Source organism: Asanoa iriomotensis (assembly GCF_016862515.1).
GTDB lineage: Bacteria > Actinomycetota > Actinomycetes > Mycobacteriales > Micromonosporaceae > Asanoa > Asanoa iriomotensis.
On record NZ_BONC01000065.1, the window covers coordinates 1 to 22,788 of the forward strand.

The window sequence follows — 22,788 nt, forward strand, 5'->3', positions numbered from 1 at the left end:
TCGTCGGCAGCGGCGCCCGGCCTGGGCGACGTCTCCCGAGGACGCCGGCCGCAAGATGATCAGCGGCGCCCGGGGCTAGGGGTCGGCTCGTGAGTCAGCGCGCCACCCCCTTGGCTCACCAACTCGTCGGCAGCGGCATGCCCTCGGCGTAGCCGGCCTGGGATTGGATGCCCACCACCGCGCGTTCGTGGAACTCTGGGATCGATCTTGCGCCGGCGTAGGTGAACGCGCTGCGTACCCCCGCGATGATCTCGTCGATCAGGTCCTCGACGCCGGGGCGTTCTGGGTCGAGGTACATCCGGGCCGATGAGATGCCCTCCTCGAACACCGCCTTGCGGGCCCGGTCGAACGGGCTGTCGTCGGCCGTGCGGGCGCTCACCGCGCGCGCCGACGCCATCCCGTAGCTCTCCTTGTAGCGCCGCCCGTCCGGGTCCGTGTAGAGGTCGCCCGGCGACTCGTAGGTGCCCGCGAACCAGGATCCGATCATCACGTTGGACGCACCCGCGGCCAGTGCCAGCGCCACGTCGCGCGGGTGGCGCACGCCGCCGTCCGCCCAGACGTGCCGGCCCAGGCCGTGTGCGGCGATCGCGCAGTCGAGCACCGCGGAGAACTGCGGCCGGCCGACCCCCGTCATCATCCGGGTCGTGCACATCGCGCCCGGTCCTACGCCCACCTTGATGATGTCGGCGCCCGCGTCGACCAGGTCCCGCACGCCGGCCGCCGTGACCACGTTGCCCGCGACGATCGGCACCGCCGGGTCGAGGGCGCGGACCGCGCGCAGCGCGGTCAGCATCCGCTCCTGGTGGCCGTGCGCGGTGTCCACCACCAGCGTGTCGACGCCCGCCTCCAGCAATGCCGCGGCCTTGCCGGCCACGTCGCCGTTGATGCCGATCGCCGCCGCGATCCGCAGGCGGCCCTTGGCGTCGAGCGCCGGCCGGTAGAGCGTCGCGCGCAGCGCGGCCGCCCGAGTCAGCACTCCGACCAGGCGGCCTTCGACGTCGACCACGGGTGCGATTCGGCGCCGGCCCGCGGAGAGCGCGTCGAACCCGCGCCTCGGGTCGGCCTCGGCCGGGACCGTCAGCAACTCGGTCGACATCACGTGCCGCACCTGCGCGAACCGGTCCACGCTCACCACGTCGGCCTCGGTCACCACGCCGACCGGGCGGTGCTCGGCGTCGACCACCACGACCGCGCTGTGGGCGCGCTTGGGCAGCAGGTGGATGGCCTCGCCGACGGTGTCGGTCGGGCCGAGCGTGATCGCGGTGTCGTGCACCAGGTGCCTTTGCTTGACCCAGCCGATCACCTCGCCGACCACGTCGATCGGGATGTCCTGCGGGATCACCGCCATCGCGCCGCGCCGGGATACCGTCTCGGCCATCCGGCGTCCCGCGACCGCGGTCATGTTGGCCACCACGATCGGGATCGTGGTGCCGCTGCCGTCGTCGGTCGCCAGGTCCACGTCGAGGCGGGACACCAGGTCCGACCGGCTGGGCGTCATGAAGACGTCGCTGTACGTCAGATCGTGGTTGGGCACGTTGCCGTCGAGAAACCTCACTCGAACATCATTCCCACGGCGGGGCGGTGCACGCTAAGCGATCGTGCAGATCGCCGCTCCGGCGCTCACCGTCGCGCCCACCGCCGCGGCCAGCCCGGAGACCGTGCCGGCCTTGTGCGCGTTGATCGGCTGCTCCATCTTCATGGCCTCGAGTACGACGATCAGGTCGCCCTCGGCCACCTCGTCACCGTCGGCCACCGCGACCTTGACGATCGTGCCCTGCATCGGCGAGGTCAGCGTGTCGCCGCCCGCGGCGCCCGGGCCGCTGCGGGCACCCGCCCGCCTGCCTGGGCGCACATTTGGAACCGGGCCCGAGTTGGCGCCCGTACCCTGGGAAAAGCCGGCGGGAAGGCGCACCTCGAGCCGCTTTCCGCCCACCTCGACCACGACGGTCTCGCGTTCTTGCGGCGGCGCGGCCGCGGCCGCCGCCGACGCGTCGAACGGCTCGACGCCGCCCGCCCACTCGGTCTCGATCCACCGCGTGTGCACCCGGAACGGCTCGTCGGTGAAGGCCGGGTCGCGCACCACCAGCCGGTGGAAGGGCAGCGCGGTGGCCATGCCCTCGACGACCATCTCGTCGAGCGCGCGCCGGGACCGCTCGATCGCCTCGGCCCGGGTCTCGCCGGAAACGATGATCTTGGCGAGCAGCGAGTCGAAGTTGCCGCCGATGACGTCACCCTCGGTGATGCCCGCGTCGACCCGGACGCCCGGACCGGCCGGCATCCGCAGCTTCGTGACGGTGCCGGGAGCGGGCAGGAAGTTGCGGCCCGGGTCCTCGCCGTTGATTCGGAACTCGAACGAGTGTCCGCGCGGGGTCGGGTCCTCGGTGTGGCGCAGCGGCTCGCCGGCCGCGATCCGGAACTGCTCGCGGACCAGGTCGATGCCGGACGTCTCCTCGGACACCGGGTGCTCGACCTGGAGCCGGGTGTTGACCTCCAGGAACGAGATCGTGCCGTCGGCGCCGACCAGGTATTCAACGGTGCCGGCGCCCTCGTAGTGGGCCTCCCGGCAGATCGCCTTGGCGCTCTCGTGGATCTGCTTGCGCTGCTCGTCGTCGAGGAACGGCGCCGGCGCCTCCTCGACCAACTTCTGGTGGCGGCGCTGCAGCGAGCAGTCGCGGGTGCCGACGACCACCACGTTGCCGTGCCGGTCGGCGAGCACCTGGGCCTCGACGTGCCGGGGCTGGTCGAGGTAGCGCTCGACGAAGCACTCGCCGCGCCCGAACGCCGCGACCGCCTCCCGCGTGGCGCTCTCGAACAGCGCCGGGATCTCCCCGATCGTGCGGGCGACCTTGAGGCCTCGGCCGCCGCCGCCGAACGCCGCCTTGATCGCGACCGGCAGGCCGTGCTGCTCGGCGAACGCGACCACCTCGTCCGGCCCGTCGACCGGGTCGGGGGTGCCGGGGACCAGCGGCGCGCCCGCGCGCTGGGCGATGTGCCGCGCGGTGACCTTGTCGCCGAGGTCGCGGATCGCCTGGGGACTCGGGCCGATCCAGGTGAGGCCCGCGTCGATCACCGCGGTCGCGAACTCGGCATTTTCGCTCAGAAAGCCATATCCAGGGTGTACGGCGTCAGCGCCGGACCGGGTCGCGACGTCGATCAGCTTGTCGATGCGCAGGTACGTGTCGGCGGCCGTCTCGCCGTCGAGCGCGTACGCCTCGTCGGCGAGCACCGCGTGCGGCGCGTCCCGGTCGGAGTCGGCGTAGACCGCGACACTGCCGAGCCCGGCGTCGCGGCAGGCGCGGATGACCCGTACCGCGATCTCTCCCCGGTTGGCGATCAGAACCTTACGCATATTCGGGAGTGTATCGGCGAGGATGATCCACTTACCTGGGAGTTGCTGTGGGATGTGCAACGCTTGGGGCGTGTCGGCTACCCGGATGATGATCCTCGGCGTGGTGCGCCTGGCGCAGCCCGTTCACGGCTACGACGTGCGGCGTGAGCTGCTCAGTTGGGGCGCTGACCGGTGGGCCAACGTACAACCTGGATCGATCTATCACGGGCTGCGCAAGCTGACCGAGGAGGGCCTGCTGCGCGAGGTCGGCACCGACCAGGTCGGCGGGCGGCCGGCACGGACGTCGTACGAGATCACGGACAGGGGCGAGGCCGAGTTCGAGACGCTGTTGCGTGATCTGTGGTGGAACGTCTCCCCGCCGACCGACCCCTTCTTCGCCGCCTTCTCGTTCCTGCCCGCGTTGCCCCGCTCCGAGGCGTCGGCGGCGTTGCGCAACCGGGCGAGCGTGTTGCGTGCGTCCGTCTCGGGCATGCGCTCGTCGCTCGAGTCGCGCTGGATCAGCGAGCTCAAGCCGACGCACGTGGCCTGGATGTTCGAGCTCAGCATCGCCCGGATGGAAGGGGAGATCGCCTGGTGCGAACGGATCGCCGAGTTGATCGACTCGGGAGTGTCGTACCTCCCGGACAGCCTCCGCGAGTCTCCCGAGTTCCGTGAATATCTCGAAGGGTCAAGCAATACTCAAAGTTGACCAGTCGAGTTATATCGCGTTAGAGTCCCGGGTGACGTTAGTTGACCCGGGGGTGGTTCGTGATCATCGAGACGAGCGGGCTGCGGAAGTCATTCCGCTCCCGCCAGGGCAAACACAAGAAGCAGGTCGAGGCCGTCCGCGGCGTCGACCTGCGCGTCGACGAGGGAGAGATCTTCGGCTTCCTCGGCCCCAACGGCGCGGGCAAGACCACCACGCTGCGCATGCTCGCCACGCTGATCGTCCCCGACGGCGGGGAAGCGACGGTCGCGGGCGCCGACCTGCTGCGCGACCCGGGCGAGGTGCGCCGCCGCATCGGCTACGTGGCGCAGGGCGGCAGCACGTGGGACGACTCGACGGCGCGTGAGGAGCTGGTGCTCCAGGCCCGGCTCTACGGCATCGGCAAATCGGTCGCGCTGGAGCGGGCGGCCCGGGCTTTGGCTGCCTTCCAGCTTTCCGAGTACGCGGACCGCAAGTGCAAGACCTACTCGGGCGGCCAGCGGCGGCGCGTCGACATCGCGCTGGGCATCATCCACGAGCCCCGGGTGGTGTTCCTGGACGAGCCGACCACCGGTCTCGACCCGCAGAGCCGGGCGCACATGTGGGATGAGATCCGCCGGCTGCGGTCCGAGGGCATGACGGTCTTCATCACCACGCACTACCTGGAAGAGGCCGACGCGCTCTGCGACCGCATCGCGATCATGGACAACGGCGAGGTGGTCGCCGAGGGCACCCCGACCTCGCTCAAGCGGTCGATCGCGCACGACGTCATCACCGTCGGTCTCAACGGGGCGATCGGCGAGGCGGCGTCCGTGCTCGACTCGGCGGCTTTCGTGGCGCGGCTGGAGAAGCTCGACACCGGCGACGGCCTGCGGCTGTTCGTCGACGACGGCGCGACCGCGATGCCGCAGGTGCTGCGCGAGCTCGAGCGCAACGGCGTCACCCTGAAGTCGATCGAGCTGCACCGGCCGAGCCTCGACGACGTCTTCCTGACCAAGACCGGCCGTTCGCTGCGGGAGAAGTGACCTCCTCATGAAGTTTCTCCGTGACTGCTGGCTGATCTTCGCTCGGCAGATGCAACTGTTGCTGCGCAACCCGGTCTGGGTCTTCGTCGGCGTCTTCCAGCCGGTGATGTACCTCCTGCTCTTCGCGCCGTTGCTCAAGCCGGCGCTGTCGCCGCTCGGTGTCACGACCGACGCGGAGGCCTATCGGGTGTTCGTCCCGGGCCTGCTGGTGCTGCTGGCCATCTTCGGCGGCCTGTTCCAGGGCTTCGGCCTGATCGCCGAGCTACGGGCCGGTGTGATCGAGAGGTCCCGGGTCACGCCGGTGAGCCGGTTCGCGCTGCTGCTCGGCCGGTCTCTGCGCGACGTGGTGTCGCTGATCGCCCAGGCCGGCATCATCACGATCCTGGCGCTCTTCTTCGACCTGCGGGTGTTCATCGGCGACCTGCTGCTGGCCTACCTGATGCTGGCGCTGATCGCGCTGATGACCTCGGCCGTGTCCTACGGGGTGGCGCTGGCCGTGAAGAGCGAGGACGCGCTGGCCCCGCTGATGAACACCGTGGCCCAACCGGTCCTGCTGCTGTCCGGCATCCTGCTGCCTCTGCAGTTCGCGCCGGGCTGGCTGGAAAACGTGGCCAAGTGGAACCCGTTCTCCTGGGCGGTCGACGGCACCCGCGCGCTGTTCGCGGGAGACGTCGGCAACGACAAGGTCTGGCAGGGCCTGCTCATCGTGGCGGTGCTGACGGTGCTGTCCGTCTGGTGGGCGGCGCGCGAGTTCGCGCGCAGCGTGCGCTGACTTTTTCGGGGGTGAGGATGTGGTGCCCGCCTGGCGGGCACCACATCGCCTCCGCTGTGTGGTGCGTGCGGTGTGTGCTGTGCCACCGCGCGATTTTCGACGGTCTGTGAGAGCGCGTTCTCCGGTTACCGTGAGGTCGTGCCGCGCCTCGTCCATGACCGGATCACCCTGCTGCTCTATCTCCAGCTGGGTGTCTGGGGCTTTTTCCTCTACGGCTTCGGCCCGGTCGTGCCGCTGCTGCGCGACGAGCAGGGTGTGACCGCGGCGCAGGCGAGCCTGCACGGCACGGGCCTCGCGGTCGGCATCGTGATCGCGGGCTTCATCTTCTCGCCGGTGTCCCGCCGGCTCGGCCGCGGCCCCACGATCTGGCTCGGCCTGGCGGGCGTGGCCCTGGTCATCGGGATCCTGTGGGTGGCCCGGCCCTTGCCCGTGACGGTCGGCGCCGCGGTGCTCGCCTCGGTCTTCGGCTCGCTGATCGTCAACGGGGTCAACGCCGCCCTGTCGGACCACCACGCGGCCGCCGCACCGGCGGCCCTGTCGGAAGCGAACGCGACGGCGGCCTTCACGGGGGTAGTCGCACCCTTGGTGGTGGGCGGCTTCGTGGCTGCCGGTCTGGGTTGGCGGGCGGCGCTGTCGCTGGTGGCAGTGCTCATCCTGGTCGTGCTGCTGCTCGCGGCCCGGTGGCGGGTGCCGGTGCCGGCACGGCCGGTCTCCGCTTCGGTTCCGGTGGGCACGGCACCCTTGCCGCGCCCCTACTGGATCACGCTGATCCTGCTGGCCGCGACGTCGTCGATCGAGGTGTGCTTCTCGCTGTGGGCGGTCGAGGTGCTCCGCACGCACGCCGGCATGGCCTCGGGCCCGGCGGCGGCCTCCTTCGCCGCGGTCCTGGCCGGCATGTTCGCCGGGCGCCTGGCCGCGGGCCGGGTCGCGCTGCATGTCCCCACGGTCCGCCTGCTGCTGCTGTCGCTGGGCCTGACGCTGGCGGGCTTCGCGGTGTTCTGGGTGGCGACGGCGGCGTGGCTGGCGGTCACGGGCCTGTTCGTGGTGGGCCTGGGCATGGCGGTCCAGTACCCACTGGTGATCTCGCTGGCGTTGGCCGCGGCCCCGGGCCAGGCGGACCGGGCATCAGGCTTGACCTCATATCCGGTCGCCTTCGGCTTCGGCGTGGCCCCGGTGATCCTGGGCGCCCTCGCGGACCGCTCAGGCACCCACACGGCGTTCCTGGTGCTGCCGGCCTTCATCGCGGCGGCGGTGCTGCTGACGGTGTGGCTGGCCCGGGTGCTAGCTCTTCCAAAGGTCGGTGAGCCGCACACCGAGATCGTCGAGCAGGTGGCGTAGCAAGGGAAGCGACAGCCCCACGACGGTCCCGTGGTCGCCCTCGATCCGCTCGACGAACGGCCCACCGAGCCCGTCGATGGTGAAGGCCCCGGCGACGTGCAAGGGTTCCCCGGTGGCCACGTAGGCGGCGATCTCGTCATCATCGAGCTCGGCGAAGTGCACGGTGGTGGACCCGACGGCCCCGACGGTCACGCCGGCCAGATCGATCAGGTAGTGCCCGGTGTGCAGCACCCCGGACCGCCCCCGCATGCCCTGCCACCGCCGAACCGCATCGGCGCCGTCTCTCGGCTTGCCAAGGATCTCGCCGTCGAACTCGAGCACGGAGTCGCACCCGAGCACGAGCAGCCGCCCACCAGGACCAACGCTGATCCCTTCGACCCCAAGCCGCCGAGCCACTTCGGTGGCCTTCATCCGCGCAAGCGTGAGACAAAGCTCCGCGGCGGTGGGTTCCTGGACGGAGCTTTCATCGACGCCGCTGACCACCACCTCCACGTCGATCCCAGCCGCACTGAGCAACGCCCGCCGGGCGGGACTCGCGGACGCCAACACCAAGGTCGTAGATCCAGCGGTACGCACGAGCAGCTACGCTACCGGCCCCCTTCGGCCGCGATGCCGACGGGCATACACATGGACCGCGAACGCCGCGATAACAACCACAACCGCAACCAAACCCCAGATAGCAACCCACCTCCCACCCTGCGGCGACGGCTCCGGAGCATTGGTCGCGATCGTAGTGTTGGGTGGCGCGATCGAAGGGATGTCGTCCGTGAGGGCGGCAACCAGGTTGAGCGCGCCGTAGCCATACTGGTCGTCGTGGCCTGGCTGCCCTTTGTCCGTCGCAGTGGCCGTGAGGCGACGTATCACCTCGGCAGCGGTCAGCTGAGGGAATCGACTTCGGACCAGAGCAGCAGCTCCAGACACGATTGCGGCGGCATCCGAGGTACCTGTTCCGGTGCCGTAAGCCCCACGCCGACGGGTTGTCATAATTTCCACTCCAGGCGCGGCGATCACAATGCTCTCGCCAGTCACTGAAATGTCAGCATGATTGCCTGAGCGATCGGTTGCTCCGACGGCCAATACGCCGGGGTAGGCGGCAGGAAAACCTACTTGCGACATCGGCCTGTTTCCTGCGGCCGCAACCACCACAATGTTCTTCCGCAACGCATCCTCAACAGCCAACCGTAGATCCGGTGACGGGTTCCCGCCGCCAGAGATGTTGATGACTGTTGCGCCATTCGCCGTTGCCCAAGCAATCCCGAGCGCCACGTTGTCTTGTCCACCGAGGTCGGTGCCCAGGCTCGCTGCTACCGGCAGTATCTTTGCCTTCGGGGCGATGCCGATTGCGCCGGTCCCGCCTCGTCCGTGGGCGGCGATTATGCCGGCCATCGCCGTGCCATGGCCAGTCGGGTCGAGGGCTCCGTCGGAAGCCGAGTTGCCTAAAAGGTTCACCCCAGGCAGGACGTTGAGGCGGAGGTCTGGATGAAGATCGACGCCGCTATCTATTACGGCTACGGTTACGCCCGCACCCTCGCTAATCTTGTGTGCCGCGGAGACATCAAGGGCTCCAAGATGCCATTGGGCGCTACGGACGTCGTCGCTGCGCACGCTGGTGGCCGCTGCGAGTGTCAGGCACACGATTACGTGGACGGCGTGCCGGACCGAAATCACCGCTTCAGCCCTATGGCTGGGCCGGGATCGATTTCCGAACTGACTGATAGCGGCATCATGACCGGCGGTACACCTTCGCGCGTTGCCCAGTGATAGTCGGCGTCCATTCTCTTGATCTTGGGCTCGCTCGGTTGCCCCCGTTGCGGAGGAGGGGGAGTGGACTGGCCTCCAGTGATCACGCCGCCGGGTGGGTTGACGCGAGTTGTGCCGGGCGACGTTGCATGATCCGCGCCGGTATGCGGCGTCCCGATCACCCCTCCGGCGGGTAGGGCGTTGCTGGGTCGCAGACCGTGTTGGCCGCCGGAGGACGTGGAACTTGATGGCAGCCTGCGGTCTTCTAGCGCCCGCGACGAAGCGGGCGCTGGAATCGTGCCGGCGGTTTGCGCATGTGAGGAACTCGCGGCCTCGCCAAAAGATCTTGGGATCGCGCGAGGTGGCATGAAGGGGGCGATATGTTGCCGGGCATACGCCATTGGATGCGCGCGCGTTCGGTGGTCAGCAGCGGCGCGTTTTTGCGATGCTCTCGGAGGCTCTAGCGCCGCGACTACCGGAGTCGCCGCGATAGGTGGCTGTCTCCCGCCTGAAGGAGTCTCCCAGCGGTCGGACGAGTGGTAGGGGATGGGTTGACGGAGCCTCCCTTGGGCAACGACCAGGGTCTGGCTGAGGTCTGCCATGACTGCGCGGGCCCTAAGGTTCAGGCGTTCTAGGTCTCCGTCGGAGACGGGGGGTGGGCCGAGGGAGGTTCCTGGGAGTTGCGAGGCCTTTGCTGACTCGACTAGGGCGTCGTAGTTCCTTCTGGTTTCAAGCTTTTCCGCATATTCCGTGTGGATCGCGGCGACCTGTTTGCGGGCCGATTCCAAAGTGGTGGTTGCTGTGGTTAGGGCGGTGTAGTTGCCCGCCGCCACCTCGTGCGTTTTGCGGACGTGGTCGATCAGATAGTCCAGGCGGGCGATGAACGTCCTCGCCGCCCCGCTCTTCTCTGGGGGCCACGCTTCCGCGAGTTCGTCCCGGTAGACCTGCAGCCGCGCCATGTGTGTGGCCGTAAGCTCCGTCAGCTTGCGCAAGCCCGTCGCGTGCCGCCAGTGCGACTCCGTTTCCTGTGGCGCGAGCATCCGCCACATCGACGGAGCGTCGTGGCGGGACCAGTCCGTCGCGGCCGCCGGGGTCGTGCCGGCCAGCGTCTCACGCATCGGTGGCTCCGGCGGCCGTCTTGTCCAGGGCCGCCTCGACGTCCGTGACCCGGGCCGCAGCGAAAGCGTCCGAGCCTCGGTAGTTGCGGCTCACCTCGCCCGCCGCGACGGCGAAGCCGCCGGTGACGTCCTGGTAGTAGTACACGGTGTAGGCCGTGTCCTGCGCGGTCGCCGTATGGCTCTCCAGGAAAAGCAATAGTTCCGGAAAATCCGTGTAAGCCGGCGGTAGCTCCGCAAGGATGTCGTCGAAGATCGGCGCCACGTGGGGCGCCAGGTTGTCGCGGACCTCGGCGTCCAGTTTGGTGGCGAACTCCTCCAGGCGTTGGATGTCCGCCTCGATCGTGGCGTAGTCGCGCAGCCACGCCGGGGGAAGGTCCTCGTTGGACTGCGCCATACGTCAAACCCTCCTCGCGGTCACCGAGTGGTTGCTGACCGTGAGGCTAGACCCCGCGCGCCAGAGCGCGCAGCCCCAAATGTGCGACTAGCGCGGCAGCGCCGACGCCCGCCAGGCCCCAGGCCCCACCGGCAGCGGGCCCGGACGGGCGGATCGGGCCCAAAGCGACGAAACCGGCGCCGCCGCCGGCGGGCCCGGACGCAGCGACAACGCGCCGACCAAGGCCGCCAACTCCTCCGCGGTCGGCATGCCGCGGGTGACACGAAACAGGGGTTCCTGTGACATCCCACCAGCGTACGGTCGGTCTGCGTCACATGGGCAACTGCCGCCCGTGTGGCGATCAGCGGCCACAGGTACGGTTTTGGGTGATGTCGATGACTCAGCCGCCGCTCGTCGCCGACCGGTATCGACTGATCGAGCCGCTCGGGCAAGGCGGCATGGGCCGGGTCTGGCGTGCGCTCGACGAGGTCCTGCACCGCGAGGTCGCGATCAAGGAGCTTGTCCCGCCGCCGGGACTGACCGACGAAGAGCGTCGGGAGATGCGGGAGCGGTCGCTCCGCGAGGCGCGGGCGATCGCCCGACTGAATCACGTCAACGTGGTACGCATCTTCGACGTCCTCCGTACCGACGGCGACCCGTGGATCGTCATGGAGTACGTCGCCTCCCGCTCGCTACAGGACGTGATCGCCGCCGACGGGCCGTTGCCAGCCGTACGCGTCGCGGAGATCGGGCTCGGCATGCTCGCCGCCCTGCGCGCCGCGCACCGGGCCGGCGTCGTGCACCGCGACATCAAGCCCGCCAACGTCCTGCTCGCCGACGACGGCCGGGTCGTGCTCACCGACTGGGGCCTGGCCACCATGCCCGGCGACCCCAGCGTCACCCGCACCGGGCTCGTCCTCGGCTCTCCCGCCTACATCGCCCCTGAGCGCGCCCGCGACGGCACCTCCGGGCCCCGCACCGACATGTGGTCGCTCGGCGCCACGCTCTACGCCGCCGTCGAGGGGCAGTCGCCGTTCGCGCGGCCGTCGGCGCTGGCCACCCTCGCCGCGCTCGCCACCGAGCCGCCGGCGCCCGCGCGTCGGGCCGGGCAGCTGCGGCCCGTCCTCAATGGACTGCTCCGCAAAGATCCGGCCGACCGGATCGACCCGGAGGAGGCCGACCGCTTGTTGCGGCGCGCGTCCGGCCGCAAGACCGTCGCGCGTCGCCCGCTGCTGGAAGGGGTACGCCGGCCCACCGCGCTGCGCGACCGCCACGGCTTCCCGCCCCTGCCGGCCGCCCCCGCCTCACCGGCCGCGCCCACTCCGCAGAGCCCGGCACCCACACCGCAAAGCCCTGCGCCGCAAGGCCGCGCACCTCAACCCCGCGCGCCGCACGACCCACCCGGCGCCGGCGTCTGGCCGATCTCACCCGCCAGCCCCACCGCCGCCCCGTCGAGCCCGGCCGCACCGACCTCACCGGCCGACGACGATCAGGAAACGGACCGCCCGGCCGTCATCCCAGGATCCCCGGCCGGACCGACGGCCCGCCCAACCTCCCCGGCGACCCGCCCGATCTCCCCGGCCACGCGCCCGATCTCGCCCGCCGGCCTCACCGCCCGACCGACCTCCCCGGCCGGCCGCGCCAGCGTCCCGCCGCCCGGCACCTTCCCGCCCGCCAAGCGCCGCAAAGACCAGCGCACCCGCTCCCTCGCCGTGCTGGCCGGAGCCCTAGCCGCCGTCGTACTCATGATGGCCGTCGTCCTGCTCTTCCTCCGCGACGACGAGCCGGCCGACCAGCGCACCGCCAACCCACCCGCCAACGCCACCAAGCCGGCGCCGACCCAGACCACGGCAGGCCAGCCACAGACCACCGAGCCGACCACCAACCCGCCCGCACCGACCACGCCGGCGGCGTTCGTCCTCCCGAGCGGCTGGCGGATGCGCGACGACGGCAGCGGCTTCAAGGTGCCGGTGCCCGAGGGCTGGACGTTCAGCCGCGACGGTGACGGCCGGCCCCGGTGGAGCGAGCCCAACGGCAACCGCTTCCTGCTCATGGACCAGACCCGGACACCGCGGCCCGATCCGCGCCAGGACTGGCTCAACAACGAGCGCGCGCGGCGCAGCGGCTACGCCGACTACCAGCGGATCAGGATCGCGACGGTCCGGTACTGGCAGAAGGCCGCCGACTGGGAGTTCACCTACACCTCCAACAGCGGCACCCGGCTGCACGTCCTCAACCGCGGCTTCGTCACCGCCGACGACCAGGCCTACTCGATCTACTGGAGCACGCCCGACAGCCAGTGGCAGGCCAGCCGCGACATGCTCGACGTCATCTTGAAGGGGTTCGAGCCGGCCCGGCGTGACTGAAAAACCTTCCGGTGGGTAATGACACCCGCGGCACGGAAGGAGGTGACGACAATGGTTCACCGGAGACACGGGACTCTGCCGAGCTATCTGCTCTGGGCCCTGGTCGTGATGGGCGACCTCATGCTCGTCGTGGTCAACGCGGGCGTGACCGTGCTGATCACGCTCCTCTGCCTCGCCACGGGTGGCGCGGTGGCCGGGTGCGCTTCGCGGATGCGGCGCCGGCCGATGCCCATCAAGCGCGGCGCGTAGTACTGTCGCGGGCCATGCGGCTCGACGAGGTCACGAACATCTGGGATCGCCTGTTCGGCGCGCAGCCCGACCCACCGTCCTGGCTGGTCGTGGTGACCGCGCTGCTGGCGCTCGCGGTCGTGGCCGTGCGCGGGCCCTGGCGGGTGGCGCGCAACGCGATCACGATCGCGCACGAGGGCGGCCATGCGCTCGCGGCGCTGCTCACCGGCCGCCGGCTGCGCGGCGTCCGGTTGCACTCCGACACGTCGGGGCTGACGCTCTCGGCGGGGCGGCCGACCGGTCCGGGCATGGCGATAACCCTCTTCAGCGGGTACGTCGCACCGTCGCTGCTCGGCCTCGGCGGCGCGGTGCTGCTCGGTGGCAACCACATCACGCTGCTCCTCTGGGTCACGGTCGCGTTGCTGCTGGCGATGCTGCTGCTGATCCGCAACCCGTACGGCGTCTTCTCGGTGGTGCTGACCGGCGCGGTGGTGTTCGCCGTCTCCTGGTTCGGCTCGCCGCAGGTCCAGGCGATCTTCGCGTACCTGGCGGTCTGGTTCCTGCTGATCGGCGGCGTCCGCCCGGTCGGCGAGCTGCAGACGCTGCGCAGCCGGGGCCGCCTGCCGGACTCGGACGCGGACCAGCTCGCCCGGGTCACCCACGTGCCCGCGCTGCTCTGGGTCACCTTGTTCGGCGCGGTCGCCCTCGTCGCCCTGGTCATCGGTGCGTACCTGCTCGGTGACCCGATCCTGACCGCCGCGGGAATCACGTCGTAACCAGGCAACCGAAGTCGCCGCCCGAGCGTGTTGCCTTTCGTGGACGGCACGGACTTCGACGAGTTCTACCGGGCCAGCCGGCAGCGGCTGCTCGGATTCGTCTACGTGCTGACCGGCGACCTGTCGGAGGCGCAGGACGCCGTCCAGGAGGCCTACATCCGGGCCTGGCAGCGTTGGTCGACGGTGCGTGACTACGACGACCCCGAGGCGTGGATGCGGGTGGTGGCCGCCCGGATCGCGGTGAGCCGGTGGCGCAGCCTGCGCAGCCGGGCCCGCGCCTACCTGCGGCACGGCGCGGTCGAGTCCGTGCCACCGCCGAACACCGACACCGTCGAGGTGGTCGCGGCGCTGCGCCGGCTGCCGGAGGAGCAGCGCACCGCGATCGCGCTGTACTACCTGATGGGCATGCCGGTCGCGGAGGTGGCGCGGGAGACCGGCGCACCGGAGGGCACGGTCAAGGCCCGGCTCGCCCGCGGCCGGGTCGCGCTGGCCGGCCTGCTCGCCGTCGAGCTGGGGGAGGTGGCCGATGCCTGACGACGCCGACCTCGCCGCCCGGATCGCGGCCGACCTCGGTCGCGTCCAGTGGCCGGCGGCGGAGGAGATCCGCCGCACCGGCCGCCGGCGCACGCGGCGCAGCGTTCTCGCCGCCACGCTGTCCGTGCTCCTGCTGTTCTCCGGTGTCTGGGTCGCGGCCATGCGCCCGTTCCAGGCACCGCCCGCGCAGACCGCCACCGGGTTCGCCGCGCAGGCCCAGCCCCAGGCCCAGCCCCAGCCCGTGCCGACCACGATCGGCCCCACCGATCCGGCGTGGATACCGCCGGAGGCGTTGCTGACTCCCGAGGACGTCGGCCAGGGGCTGATCGCCTCCCAGGTCTCGGTCGACCAGGATCGGCCGGTCGGCGACTGGATGTTCACGCTCGCACCGTGCCGGGAGTTCCTGACCCTGCGCACCTACGAGGGCGTCTACCAGTTCCGTCGCCAGCAGACCCTGCAGTTCCCGCCGAAGATTCCCGACCAGCCGGAGACCGGGATGGCGGTGGTGCACCAGACCGTCATGCGGCTGCCCGGCGACGCGGCGCGACAGCTGATGAGCGACGCGGTCACGGTCAACGAGGTGTGCCCGAAGTACGTGTCGAAGGGGACGCTGTCCGCGGCCGACGCCGCGCGCGGCGACAAGGTGGTCAAGCAGATGCCGGTGCAGACCACGCACGCCTGGCAACTGCTCGACCGCGGTTTCGCCGGCGACGAGTCGCTGCTGTTCGAGCACCGGATGTCCGCGTCGACCGGCGTGCGCTCCGCCGACCTGGGCGCGTCCGCGGTGGTCGTGCTCCGGGTCGGTGACCTGGTCGCCACCGTCGAGCAGGTCGACGGCGAGAGCGTGGCCAGCACCCGCAAGCTCGCCACCCGGGCCGCCCGCTGGCTGTGCACGGCGGCGACGCCGCCCTGCTGACCCGGTCAGGTGCCGCGGGCCAGTTCGGCCACCGCGCGCTGGTGCGAGTCGTCCTTGGCCAGCCGGGCCAGCACGGCTCCGCTGATCTCGGTGAGCGCGTCGAGCTGTTCGGGGGTGAGCAGATCGAGGAGGTACGTCCGGACGGCGGCGACCCGGTCGTCGGTGGCCGCCTCGACCGCCGCCTTGCCCGCGTCCGTGAGCTGGAAGACGGCGCCGCGCGAGTCCTCGACGCACTCCTCCCGGACCACCAGGCCGCGGGTCTGCATCCGGCCGAGGTGGTGGGACAGCCGGCTCTTCTCCCACTGGACCTCACAGCGCAGCGCCAGCCCGCGCAGCCGGTGCCCGGGCGCGCCGAGCAGCGCCGACAGGATCGCGAAGTCGGCGTCGGAGAGCCCGGTGTCGGCCGTCAGCTGCCGGTTGAGCTGGCTCGCGAGCAGGCCCTGCATGCGCCGATACCCGTCCCAGGCCCGCGCCTCGCGCGGGGACAGCGGAAGAGTGCCCATGCTGTGACGATAGCCATTGGTTGACGCATCATCCAGTTGCGTTATGGTTGACGCGTCAACCGTGTCTCCCGGAGGAGTACCCCCAGTGACCGACTACGGGCATGAGCTCATGTTCGGGACCTTCATCACGCCGCGGGCCGACGCGCCCGAGCGGGTCGTGGCGCTCGCACAGCTCTCCGAGCAGGCCGGGCTCGATCTCGTCACCGCGCAGGACCACCCTTATCAGGCCGCGTTCCTCGACACCTGGACTCTGCTGTCGATGATCGTCGGCCGCACCGAGCGGATCCGGGTCTCGCCCAACGTGGCCAACCTGCCGCTGCGCCCGCCGGCCGTGCTGGCCCGCTCGGCCGCCAGCCTCGACCTGCTCAGCGGCGGGCGCGTCGAGCTGGGCCTGGGCGCCGGCGCCTTCTGGGACGCGATCGCCGCCAACGGCGGCCCGACCCGCACCCCGGCCGAGTCGGTGGAGGCGCTCGCGGAAGGCATCGCGGTGATCCGCGGGATCTGGGGGCAGGCCGGCCGTTCGGTACGCGTCGACGGCAAGCACTACCAGGTGCGCGGCGCGAAGGTCGGTCCCGAGCCCGCGCACGACATCGGCATCTGGGTCGGCGCCTACAAGCCGCGGATGCTCCGCCTGATCGGCCGGCTCGCCGACGGCTGGCTGCCGACGCTCGGTTATGTCCAGCCGGACCAGCTGCCCGAGCTGAACAAGCTGATCGACGACGCCGCCGTCAAGGCCGGCCGGTCGCCAGCGGACATCCGGCGCCTGGCCAACTTCAGCCCGGGTGGCGGCGTCACCGGCACCGCCGACCAATGGGCCGAGCAGCTCGCGGAGCTGGCTCTGACGCACGGCCTGAGCACGTTCATCCTGGCCGGCGACGACGCGACCTCGATACAGCGGTTCGGTGTCGAGGTGGCACCGGCGGTGCGGGAGCTGGTCGCCGCGGAACGGACCCACCCGAGCACACCGCCGGTCGAGGCCACACCCGAACCCCAACGGGAGCAGGTCACCATCGGCGGCGAGATCCCCGGCCTCGGCCTGACCCCGACCCCCGACGACGGCAAGCGGCTCTCCGCCCGCGCGCTCTGGGACGAGAGCGAGCGCCCGGTGGCGCCGCGGATCGACGAGGACCGCAGGTACAGCCGGCACGAGCGGGCCCGTGGCCAGCAGCTGATCGACATCCACGACCACCTCCGGCAGGAGCTGGCCCAGGTGCGCGACCTGGTCGACCAGGTCGAGGCCGGGATGCTCGGCATCGGCGAGGCGCGCTCGGCGATCAACGAGATGACGCTGCGGCAGAACAACTGGACGCTCGGCACCTACTGCGAGTCGTACTGCCGGCTGGTCACCACCCACCACACCATCGAGGACGCCTCGATGCTGCCGAACCTGCGCCGCGCCGACGCCCGGCTCGGCCCGGTGACGCTGCGGCTCGAGGAGGAGCACAAGGTCATCCACGAGGTGATCGAGGCCGTCGACCGGGCGCTGGTCGCGCTGGTCGCCGGCGAGGGCGACCTCAAGGGCCTGCGGGACGAGGTCGACCTGCTCACCGACACGCTGCTCTCGCACCTGTCCTACGAGGAGCGCTCACTGGTCGAGCCGCTGGCGGCCTACGGCGCCCACTGATTTGCGTTAGGAACGGTCCGTTCCAATCGGATTCCGATTGGAACGGACCGTTCCTAACGCAAGCCTAGAGCGGGATGTTGCCGTGCTTCTTCGGCGGCAACGTCTCGCGCTTGGTGCGCAGGGCGCGCAGGGCGCGGACGATCTGCACCCGGGTCTCGTGCGGCGGGATCACCGCGTCGACGTAGCCGCGTTCGGCCGCGATGTACGGGTTGGCCAGCGTGTCCTCGTACTCCTGGATCTTCGCGGCGCGCAGCGCGACCGGGTCGTCCGCCTCCGCCAGCTCACCGCGGTAGAGGATGTTGACCGCGCCCTGCGCGCCCATCACCGCGATCTGCGCCGTCGGCCAGGCGAAGTTGAGGTCGGCGCCGAGATGCTTCGAACCCATCACGTCGTACGCGCCGCCGTAGGCCTTGCGGGTGATCACGGTGACCTTCGGGACCGTGGCCTCGGCGTACGCGTAGATGAGCTTGGCGCCTCGGCGGATGATGCCGTCCCACTCCTGGCCGGTGCCGGGCAGGAAGCCGGGAACGTCCACGAAGGTCAGCACCGGGATGTTGAACGCGTCGCAGGTGCGGACGAACCTGGCCGCCTTCTCGGACGCAGCGATGTCGAGCGTGCCGGCGAACTGCATCGGCTGGTTGGCCACGACACCGACCGGCCGCCCCTCGACCCGGCCGTAGCCGACCACGATGTTCTGCGCGTAGAGCGGCATCACCTCGAGGAACTCGCCCTCGTCGAGCACGTGGGTGATGACCGTGTGGATGTCGTAGGGCTGGTTGGCCGAGTCTGGCACGAGCGTGTCCAGCTCGCGGTCGGTGTCGGTGACCTCCAGCGTGGCCGGCGTGGGGAAGACCGGCGGCTCGTCGAGGTTGTTGGACGGCAGGTAGGACAGCAGCGCCTTGACGTAGTCGATCGCGTCGTCCTCGTCGGAGGCCAGGTAGTGCGCGTTGCCGCTGCGGGTGTTGTGTGTGCGGGCGCCGCCCAGCTCCTCCATGCCGACGTCCTCGCCGGTGACCGTCTTGATCACGTCGGGGCCGGTGATGAACATGTGCGAGGTCTGGTCGACCATCACGGTGAAGTCGGTGACCGCGGGGGAGTAGACCGCGCCGCCCGCGCAGGGACCCATGACCAGCGAGATCTGGGGTACGACGCCTGAGGCGCGGACGTTGCGGAAGAAGATCTCGCCGTAGAGGCCGAGCGAGACCACGCCCTCCTGGATGCGCGCGCCGCCCGAGTCGTTGATGCCGATCACGGGGCAGCCGGTCTTCATCGCGAGGTCCATGACCTTGACGATCTTCTCGCCGAAGACCTCGCCGAGTGAGCCGCCGAAGACGGTGAAGTCCTGCGCGAACACGCAGACCTGGCGGCCGTCGACCGTGCCGTAGCCGGTGATCACGCCGTCGCCGTACGGCCGCGTCCTCTCCAGTCCGAACGCGACCGAGCGGTGCCGGGCGAGCTCGTCCAGCTCGACGAAGCTGCCCTCGTCCATGAGCATCTCGATGCGTTCGCGGGCGGTCTTCTTGCCCCGGGCGTGCTGCTTCTCGACCGCGCGCGCCGAGCCCGCGTGGGTGGCGTCGTCGCTCCTGCCCGCGAGGTCGGCGAGCCGCCCGGCGGTGGTGTGGATGTCGACGTCGGCGCTGCGTTGATCTGTCACGGCCCGATCGTAACTACGGTTCAGTAACCCGGCCGTGTGCGGTTGGTCTCGACACAGCCGTTGCGTTTCGCGAGTATTGCCCGATTCGTTACACGTCTCGTGATGATGGTCGTCGGGCTGCTGTTCCTCTTCGGAGGCGTCGGCGTCCTCCTCACGATGAACCGGCTGTTGTGGCCGCTCACCGAGGGCGGCCGCGCCACCGGCGGTGCGCCCGCGGCACCCCAGGCCCCGCCGATCGCCCACCGACCGCCGGCGGCTCCGAGCGTCCGGCAGCCACCGCCCGTCGCGGCGCGAGCGGGCCGGCATGCCCGACCGGACCAGCCGGCGGCCGGGTCCGCGCGGGCCCGGCTGCGGGTGGTCACCGTGCCCGACCGCCAGCCCCCGCGCCGCACCGCGCCCCCGGCCGGCCGGGTCTACGGCGGCGCCCGCCGGGCCAGGTAACCGCTGGACGTAGGCTTGCCGGGTGCCCGGCTCGCCGTACACCGATCTCGACCGACCGCCGCTCAACGCCCGCGCCCTCGAGCGCGCGCTGACCGGTCCCGGCGAGCTGTGGAACAAGATCGACCTGCGACCCGAGACCGCCTCCACCAACGCCGACGTCGCCGAGGCCGCCCGGTCCGGCGCGCCGGAGGGGCTCGTGGAGATCGCCGAGCGGCAGACCGCCGGCCGTGGCCGGCTGGGCCGCACCTGGGTCTCACCGCCGCGCGCCGGCATCGCCGTCAGCGTGCTGCTCCGACCCGGCGCCGCCGACCCCGAGCGGGGCTGGCCGGCGCTGCCGACCAGCGCGTACGCCTGGCTGCCCCTGCTCGCCGGCGTCGCCCTCGCCGAGGCGGTGATCCGCCTGGCCGAGCTGCCGGACGGCCTGGTGCCCGAGCTCAAATGGCCCAACGACCTGCTGCTCGACGGTGCCAAGTGCGCCGGGATCCTGGCCGAGGGCGTCCCCGACGGCTCCGGCGGCCCGGCCGTGGTGATCGGGATCGGGCTCAACGTCACGCTCCGCGCCGACGAGCTCCCCGCGAGCCCGACCGGCCTGCCGGCCACGTCGCTGCGGCTGGCCGGCGCCGAGGTGACCGACCGCGACCCGCTGGTGCGGGCCACGCTGCGCGGCATCGCGACCTGGTACGACCGCTGGCGCGCGGCCGGCGGCGACGCGGCCGCCAGCGGGTTGCGCGGCGCCTACCTGAGCCGCTGCGGCACGGTCGGCAAGGAAGTGCGGGTCGTGCTGCCCGGCAACGCCGAGTTCACCGGCACCGCGACCGGCGTCGACGACAACGGCCGGCTGGTCGTGCGTACCCCCGGCGGCGACCGGACCGTCGCGGCGGGTGACGTGGTCCACCTGCGCTGAGACCCGACAACAAACCAGGGGTACGCGCCGGAGGGGCGAGGCAGTAGGTTCACCCCGTGGCTTTCCCAGAGGACGTGTTGACCAGTGAGGAGCGGGTGGTGCTACACGTGCACCCGCACTGGAAGACGCTCACGCGCCCGATCCTGCTCGCCGTCGTGGTCGCCGCCGCGGCGGTGGTCGCGCTGATCTTCGTGCCGAGCGGCATCGGGCAGCTGATCATCGGCGCCGTCGCGCTGGTCGTGCTGGTCTGGCTGCTGCTGCGCCCGATCATGGTCCGGCAGACCACCCACTACGTCTTCACCGACCAGCGGATCCTGCTCCAGCTCGGCGTCTTCAACCGCGACCGCCGCGACATCCCGCTGAGCCGGGTCAACGACCACTCGATGAACCAGCACTTCGTGGAGCGCCTGCTCGGCACCGGCACGCTCGTCATCGAGTCGGCGGGCGAGCGGGGCCAGCAGGTCCTGCACGACATCCCGCACGTCGAGAAGGTGCAGACGCTGCTCTACGAACTGGTCGAGGCCGACCACGACCGCGACACCCTCGACGAGGGCGAGATGCGCGACATCATGCGCGAGCACCGCGAAGCGAAATCGGGCGAAGCCGAAACCGTCTAGAACTCGGCGAAGACGTAGGGGCGTTGCGCGGGGAAGAGGTCGCGGAGGGCCTCGGCCGCCTCGGTCGGGATCGTGCCGAGGCCGCGCAGGGTGATCTCGAGCGGGTCGAGCACCCCGTAGACCAGCGCGGAGAGCCCGGCCGCGGTCAGTGACGCGGCCGCCGGCGCGTCGCCGCGGTCCACGGCGAGCGTGCCGCCGGTGCCGTCCAGGTGGTAGCGGCCCGCGAGCAGCCGGTCGTCGACCACGTCGATCGTGATGGCCACCGGTCCCGCCGCGATGCCGTCCAGGCCGTCGAGGGAGAGCACCCGGCCCATCGGCGCGTTCGCGCCGAGGCTGCGCACGTCGGCCTTGGTCTCGACGCGGAAGTCGTCGGCCCACAGCTCGGGTGTGTCCTCGGGCAGCAGACCGATCTTGACCCGGTCCACCTGGTCCGCGTGCCGGGCCAGGAAGCTGAGCAGCAGCGCGCGGCCGGCCGGCCCGGTGTGCAGCAGCGTGTCGCCCGACAGCTCACCGAGGTGGTCGTCGATCCGGTAGGTCAGCGAGCCCGCCACCTCGCCGTCCACGTGGGCGGTGACCACCCACTTGCGGTCGTCCCGCAGCGACACCGCGCGGAACTCCGGGAACATCGCGAAGCCGTGCCGCTCGTCGAGCAGCCGCCGGGTCAGCGCGCGGTGGTCCGTGTAGCCCTCGGCGATCCGGCGCCAGCGCAGCTCGCCCGGCAGGTCGGCGCGGAGCAGGTCGGCCAGCCCGTCCGGTGCGAAGGTGGCGGACCGGTGCTGCGGCAGGGTCACGTAACCGAACCGCGCGTAGAACGACGACCGGAACGGGTAGAGCACGGAGACCGGGTTGCCGTCGTCGCGCAGCTCCTCCAGGAGCTGGTTGAGGAGCGTGCGGACGAGGCCGCGGCGGCGGGCCAGCGGGTGGGTCGCGACGCCCGCGACGCCGACCATCGGCAGCACCGAGCCGCGCACGTTCTGCTGCATGGGTATGCCGGACACGGCGGCGAGCGTCTCGCCGTTCTCCTCGGCGACCAGCGTGTGGTTGCCGGAGTGGTACGGAAGGAACTCGCGGTAGTGGCGGGAGACGGCCTGCTCGGTCGGCGACCTGTCGAAGGCGTACGACTGGAGCGGGAAAGACGTGGTCAGCCGCTCGTCGCCGCTGATCCGGCGGATTCTCAACGGTGCCGGCGGCCGGGGCTGGCGGACTCGAACTCGCTGACCACTTCGGCCAGTTCGGCCACCGGGTCGAAGGTCGCGATCACGTCGCCGTTGATCGGGTGGTGGGCGAACTGCCGCACGTGCGCCACCGCGGGCGCCGGCACCCCGGCGGGCTCGGGCTCGGGCTCCGGCGCGGCTCGGAAGACGAAGGTGCGGTAGGTGTAGAACCGGAAGACCGTGGCGATGCCGATGCCCAGGAACTTGAAGACGTTGAGCACCAGCAGGCTCTCGGTGCCCAAGCCGTACTTCGCGATGCCCAGCACGCCCAGCTCGATCACGAGGCCGGTGAAGTTGAAGAGGACGAACAGCGTCGTCTCACGGCGCATCGCCGACTTCGGCCGGTCGCGGTAGGTCCAGTGCCGGTTCATGAAGTACGACGTGAACGTGGCGAACACGGTGGCGACGACGTTGGCCTTGAGCTGCCCGCCATGGAAGATCGTGAGCGCGAGGGCATTGAACACCGCGAAGTTGATCACGAGGTTGATGCCACCGACGATGCCGAACTTGAGCGCCTCGCTGAGGAGTTTGTTCCATCGCTCGGGCAGCAGTCGGTCCACGCGCATTTGGCCACCTTAAAGGAGACGGGCGGTTCAGTTTGTGCCAACGGC

General features: G+C 70.8%; 22 protein-coding genes and 2 pseudogenes. 14 read left to right on the plus strand and 10 right to left on the minus strand.

Annotated elements, in window-relative coordinates; genetic code table 11:
• Positions 1-115: 115 nt before the first annotated feature.
• Together Air01nite_RS32345 and Air01nite_RS32350 are read right to left on the minus strand one after the other, a co-directional pair.
• Complete coding sequence (locus Air01nite_RS32345) at positions 116-1,555, minus strand: GuaB1 family IMP dehydrogenase-related protein (protein ID WP_203707154.1); 1,440 nt, start codon at positions 1,553-1,555, stop codon at positions 116-118.
• 33 nt (positions 1,556-1,588) lie between these two features.
• Complete coding sequence (locus Air01nite_RS32350) at positions 1,589-3,349, minus strand: acetyl/propionyl/methylcrotonyl-CoA carboxylase subunit alpha (protein ID WP_203707155.1); 1,761 nt, start codon at positions 3,347-3,349, stop codon at positions 1,589-1,591.
• Positions 3,350-3,419: 70 nt separating this feature from the next.
• Between Air01nite_RS32350 and Air01nite_RS32355 the strand changes: the two genes are divergently transcribed.
• From Air01nite_RS32355 to Air01nite_RS32370, 4 genes are all read left to right on the plus strand, one after another.
• Entirely contained in the window at positions 3,420-4,037 is a 618-nt protein-coding gene (locus Air01nite_RS32355) for a PadR family transcriptional regulator (protein WP_308439998.1), read from the plus strand.
• A 62-nt stretch (positions 4,038-4,099) separates the two neighbouring features.
• Positions 4,100-5,059 (plus strand): ATP-binding cassette domain-containing protein, encoded by a 960-nt coding sequence (locus Air01nite_RS32360; protein ID WP_203707196.1) that lies wholly within the window; start codon positions 4,100-4,102, stop codon positions 5,057-5,059.
• Between the two features lie 7 nt (positions 5,060-5,066).
• Entirely contained in the window at positions 5,067-5,831 is a 765-nt protein-coding gene (locus Air01nite_RS32365; RefSeq protein ID WP_203707156.1) for an ABC transporter permease, read from the plus strand.
• 138 nt (positions 5,832-5,969) lie between these two features.
• The gene (locus tag Air01nite_RS32370; protein WP_203707157.1) at positions 5,970-7,169 is read left to right on the plus strand and encodes an MFS transporter; all 1,200 of its coding nucleotides are present in this window, start codon (positions 5,970-5,972) and stop codon (positions 7,167-7,169) included.
• Here Air01nite_RS32370 and Air01nite_RS32375 read toward each other — a convergent pair.
• Positions 7,113-7,745, minus strand: a complete 633-nt coding sequence (locus tag Air01nite_RS32375; RefSeq protein ID WP_203707158.1) for a nucleoside triphosphate pyrophosphatase — start codon at positions 7,743-7,745, stop codon at positions 7,113-7,115. The two genes, Air01nite_RS32370 and Air01nite_RS32375, sit on opposite strands and share 57 nt — an antisense overlap.
• A 6-nt stretch (positions 7,746-7,751) precedes the next feature.
• On the minus strand, positions 7,752-8,705 hold the full coding sequence (mycP, locus tag Air01nite_RS32380; RefSeq protein ID WP_239091115.1) for a type VII secretion-associated serine protease mycosin: 954 nt from the start codon (positions 8,703-8,705) through the stop codon (positions 7,752-7,754).
• On the opposite strand from mycP, the gene Air01nite_RS41375 reads away from it, so the two are divergent.
• Entirely contained in the window at positions 8,649-8,930 is a 282-nt protein-coding gene (locus Air01nite_RS41375; RefSeq protein ID WP_239091117.1) for a hypothetical protein, read from the plus strand. The two genes, mycP and Air01nite_RS41375, sit on opposite strands and share 57 nt — an antisense overlap.
• 1,089 nt (positions 8,931-10,019) lie before the next feature.
• Here the strand turns inward: Air01nite_RS41375 and Air01nite_RS32385 are convergent.
• Both Air01nite_RS32385 and Air01nite_RS32390 read right to left on the minus strand, forming a co-directional pair.
• On the minus strand, positions 10,020-10,421 hold the full coding sequence (locus tag Air01nite_RS32385) for a hypothetical protein (RefSeq protein ID WP_203707159.1): 402 nt from the start codon (positions 10,419-10,421) through the stop codon (positions 10,020-10,022).
• An 87-nt stretch (positions 10,422-10,508) separates the two neighbouring features.
• Positions 10,509-10,706 (minus strand): acyl-CoA carboxylase subunit epsilon, encoded by a 198-nt coding sequence (locus Air01nite_RS32390; RefSeq protein WP_203707160.1) that lies wholly within the window; start codon positions 10,704-10,706, stop codon positions 10,509-10,511.
• A gap of 83 nt (positions 10,707-10,789) precedes the next feature.
• On the opposite strand from Air01nite_RS32390, the pseudogene Air01nite_RS32395 reads away from it, so the two are divergent.
• The 5 genes and pseudogenes from Air01nite_RS32395 to Air01nite_RS32415 all read left to right on the plus strand — a co-directional run bounded on the left by Air01nite_RS32395 (position 10,790) and on the right by Air01nite_RS32415 (position 15,220).
• Positions 10,790-12,766 (plus strand): annotated as a pseudogene (locus Air01nite_RS32395) (serine/threonine-protein kinase).
• Between the two features lie 51 nt (positions 12,767-12,817).
• Positions 12,818-13,015 (plus strand): hypothetical protein, encoded by a 198-nt coding sequence (locus tag Air01nite_RS32400; protein ID WP_203707162.1) that lies wholly within the window; start codon positions 12,818-12,820, stop codon positions 13,013-13,015.
• A 14-nt stretch (positions 13,016-13,029) separates the two neighbouring features.
• A complete protein-coding gene (locus tag Air01nite_RS32405; RefSeq protein WP_203707163.1) occupies positions 13,030-13,770 on the plus strand; it encodes a M50 family metallopeptidase in 741 nt (246 codons plus the stop codon).
• A 30-nt stretch (positions 13,771-13,800) separates the two neighbouring features.
• Positions 13,801-14,304 (plus strand): SigE family RNA polymerase sigma factor, encoded by a 504-nt coding sequence (locus tag Air01nite_RS32410; RefSeq protein WP_203707198.1) that lies wholly within the window; start codon positions 13,801-13,803, stop codon positions 14,302-14,304.
• A complete protein-coding gene (locus tag Air01nite_RS32415) occupies positions 14,297-15,220 on the plus strand; it encodes a hypothetical protein (protein ID WP_203707164.1) in 924 nt (307 codons plus the stop codon). Before Air01nite_RS32410 ends, Air01nite_RS32415 begins: the two co-directional genes overlap by 8 nt.
• A 5-nt stretch (positions 15,221-15,225) precedes the next feature.
• Here Air01nite_RS32415 and Air01nite_RS32420 read toward each other — a convergent pair whose 3' ends face one another.
• On the minus strand, positions 15,226-15,723 hold the full coding sequence (locus tag Air01nite_RS32420; RefSeq protein ID WP_203707165.1) for a MarR family winged helix-turn-helix transcriptional regulator: 498 nt from the start codon (positions 15,721-15,723) through the stop codon (positions 15,226-15,228).
• A gap of 85 nt (positions 15,724-15,808) precedes the next feature.
• Here Air01nite_RS32420 and Air01nite_RS32425 point away from each other — a divergent pair, with 85 nt between their 5' ends.
• A complete protein-coding gene (locus Air01nite_RS32425; RefSeq protein WP_203707166.1) occupies positions 15,809-17,347 on the plus strand; it encodes an LLM class flavin-dependent oxidoreductase in 1,539 nt (512 codons plus the stop codon).
• Positions 17,348-17,411: 64 nt separating this feature from the next.
• Here Air01nite_RS32425 and Air01nite_RS32430 read toward each other — a convergent pair whose 3' ends face one another.
• Positions 17,412-19,001, minus strand: coding sequence for an acyl-CoA carboxylase subunit beta (locus Air01nite_RS32430; RefSeq protein WP_203707167.1), 1,590 nt, complete (start codon positions 18,999-19,001; stop codon positions 17,412-17,414).
• A 102-nt stretch (positions 19,002-19,103) separates the two neighbouring features.
• On the opposite strand from Air01nite_RS32430, the gene Air01nite_RS32435 reads away from it, so the two are divergent.
• The 3 genes from Air01nite_RS32435 to Air01nite_RS32445 are packed head-to-tail and all read left to right on the plus strand — an operon-like array spanning position 19,104 to position 20,963.
• Positions 19,104-19,442: a hypothetical protein gene (locus Air01nite_RS32435; protein WP_203707168.1), complete on the plus strand. Its 339-nt coding sequence runs from the start codon at positions 19,104-19,106 to the stop codon at positions 19,440-19,442.
• 22 nt (positions 19,443-19,464) lie between these two features.
• Positions 19,465-20,346, plus strand: coding sequence for a biotin--[acetyl-CoA-carboxylase] ligase (locus Air01nite_RS32440; RefSeq protein WP_203707169.1), 882 nt, complete (start codon positions 19,465-19,467; stop codon positions 20,344-20,346).
• Positions 20,347-20,402: 56 nt separating this feature from the next.
• Positions 20,403-20,963, plus strand: a complete 561-nt coding sequence (locus Air01nite_RS32445) for a PH domain-containing protein (RefSeq protein ID WP_203707170.1) — start codon at positions 20,403-20,405, stop codon at positions 20,961-20,963.
• Here the strand turns inward: Air01nite_RS32445 and Air01nite_RS32450 are convergent.
• Both Air01nite_RS32450 and Air01nite_RS32455 read right to left on the minus strand, forming a co-directional pair.
• Complete coding sequence (locus tag Air01nite_RS32450) at positions 20,960-22,141, minus strand: GNAT family N-acetyltransferase (protein ID WP_203707171.1); 1,182 nt, start codon at positions 22,139-22,141, stop codon at positions 20,960-20,962. The two genes, Air01nite_RS32445 and Air01nite_RS32450, sit on opposite strands and share 4 nt — an antisense overlap.
• 14 nt (positions 22,142-22,155) lie before the next feature.
• Positions 22,156-22,743 (minus strand): annotated as a pseudogene (locus Air01nite_RS32455) (GtrA family protein); the annotation flags it as partial.
• Positions 22,744-22,788 lie beyond the last annotated feature (45 nt).

What these genes read in the sequence shown, in the direction of transcription:
- Air01nite_RS32350 (WP_203707155.1), bottom strand. Translation starts at nt 3,349, where the DNA reads ATGCGTAAGGTTCTGATCGCCAACCGGGGAGAGATCGCGGTACGGGTC.
- Air01nite_RS32365 (WP_203707156.1), top strand. Translation starts at nt 5,067, where the DNA reads ATGAAGTTTCTCCGTGACTGCTGGCTGATCTTCGCTCGGCAGATGCAA.
- Air01nite_RS41375 (WP_239091117.1), top strand. Translation starts at nt 8,649, where the DNA reads ATGAAGATCGACGCCGCTATCTATTACGGCTACGGTTACGCCCGCACC.
- Air01nite_RS32385 (WP_203707159.1), bottom strand. Translation starts at nt 10,421, where the DNA reads ATGGCGCAGTCCAACGAGGACCTTCCCCCGGCGTGGCTGCGCGACTAC.
- Air01nite_RS32390 (WP_203707160.1), bottom strand. Translation starts at nt 10,706, where the DNA reads ATGTCACAGGAACCCCTGTTTCGTGTCACCCGCGGCATGCCGACCGCG.
- Air01nite_RS32400 (WP_203707162.1), top strand. Translation starts at nt 12,818, where the DNA reads ATGGTTCACCGGAGACACGGGACTCTGCCGAGCTATCTGCTCTGGGCC.
- Air01nite_RS32405 (WP_203707163.1), top strand. Translation starts at nt 13,030, where the DNA reads ATGCGGCTCGACGAGGTCACGAACATCTGGGATCGCCTGTTCGGCGCG.
- Air01nite_RS32415 (WP_203707164.1), top strand. Translation starts at nt 14,297, where the DNA reads ATGCCTGACGACGCCGACCTCGCCGCCCGGATCGCGGCCGACCTCGGT.
- Air01nite_RS32420 (WP_203707165.1), bottom strand. Translation starts at nt 15,723, where the DNA reads ATGGGCACTCTTCCGCTGTCCCCGCGCGAGGCGCGGGCCTGGGACGGG.
- Air01nite_RS32435 (WP_203707168.1), top strand. Translation starts at nt 19,104, where the DNA reads ATGATGGTCGTCGGGCTGCTGTTCCTCTTCGGAGGCGTCGGCGTCCTC.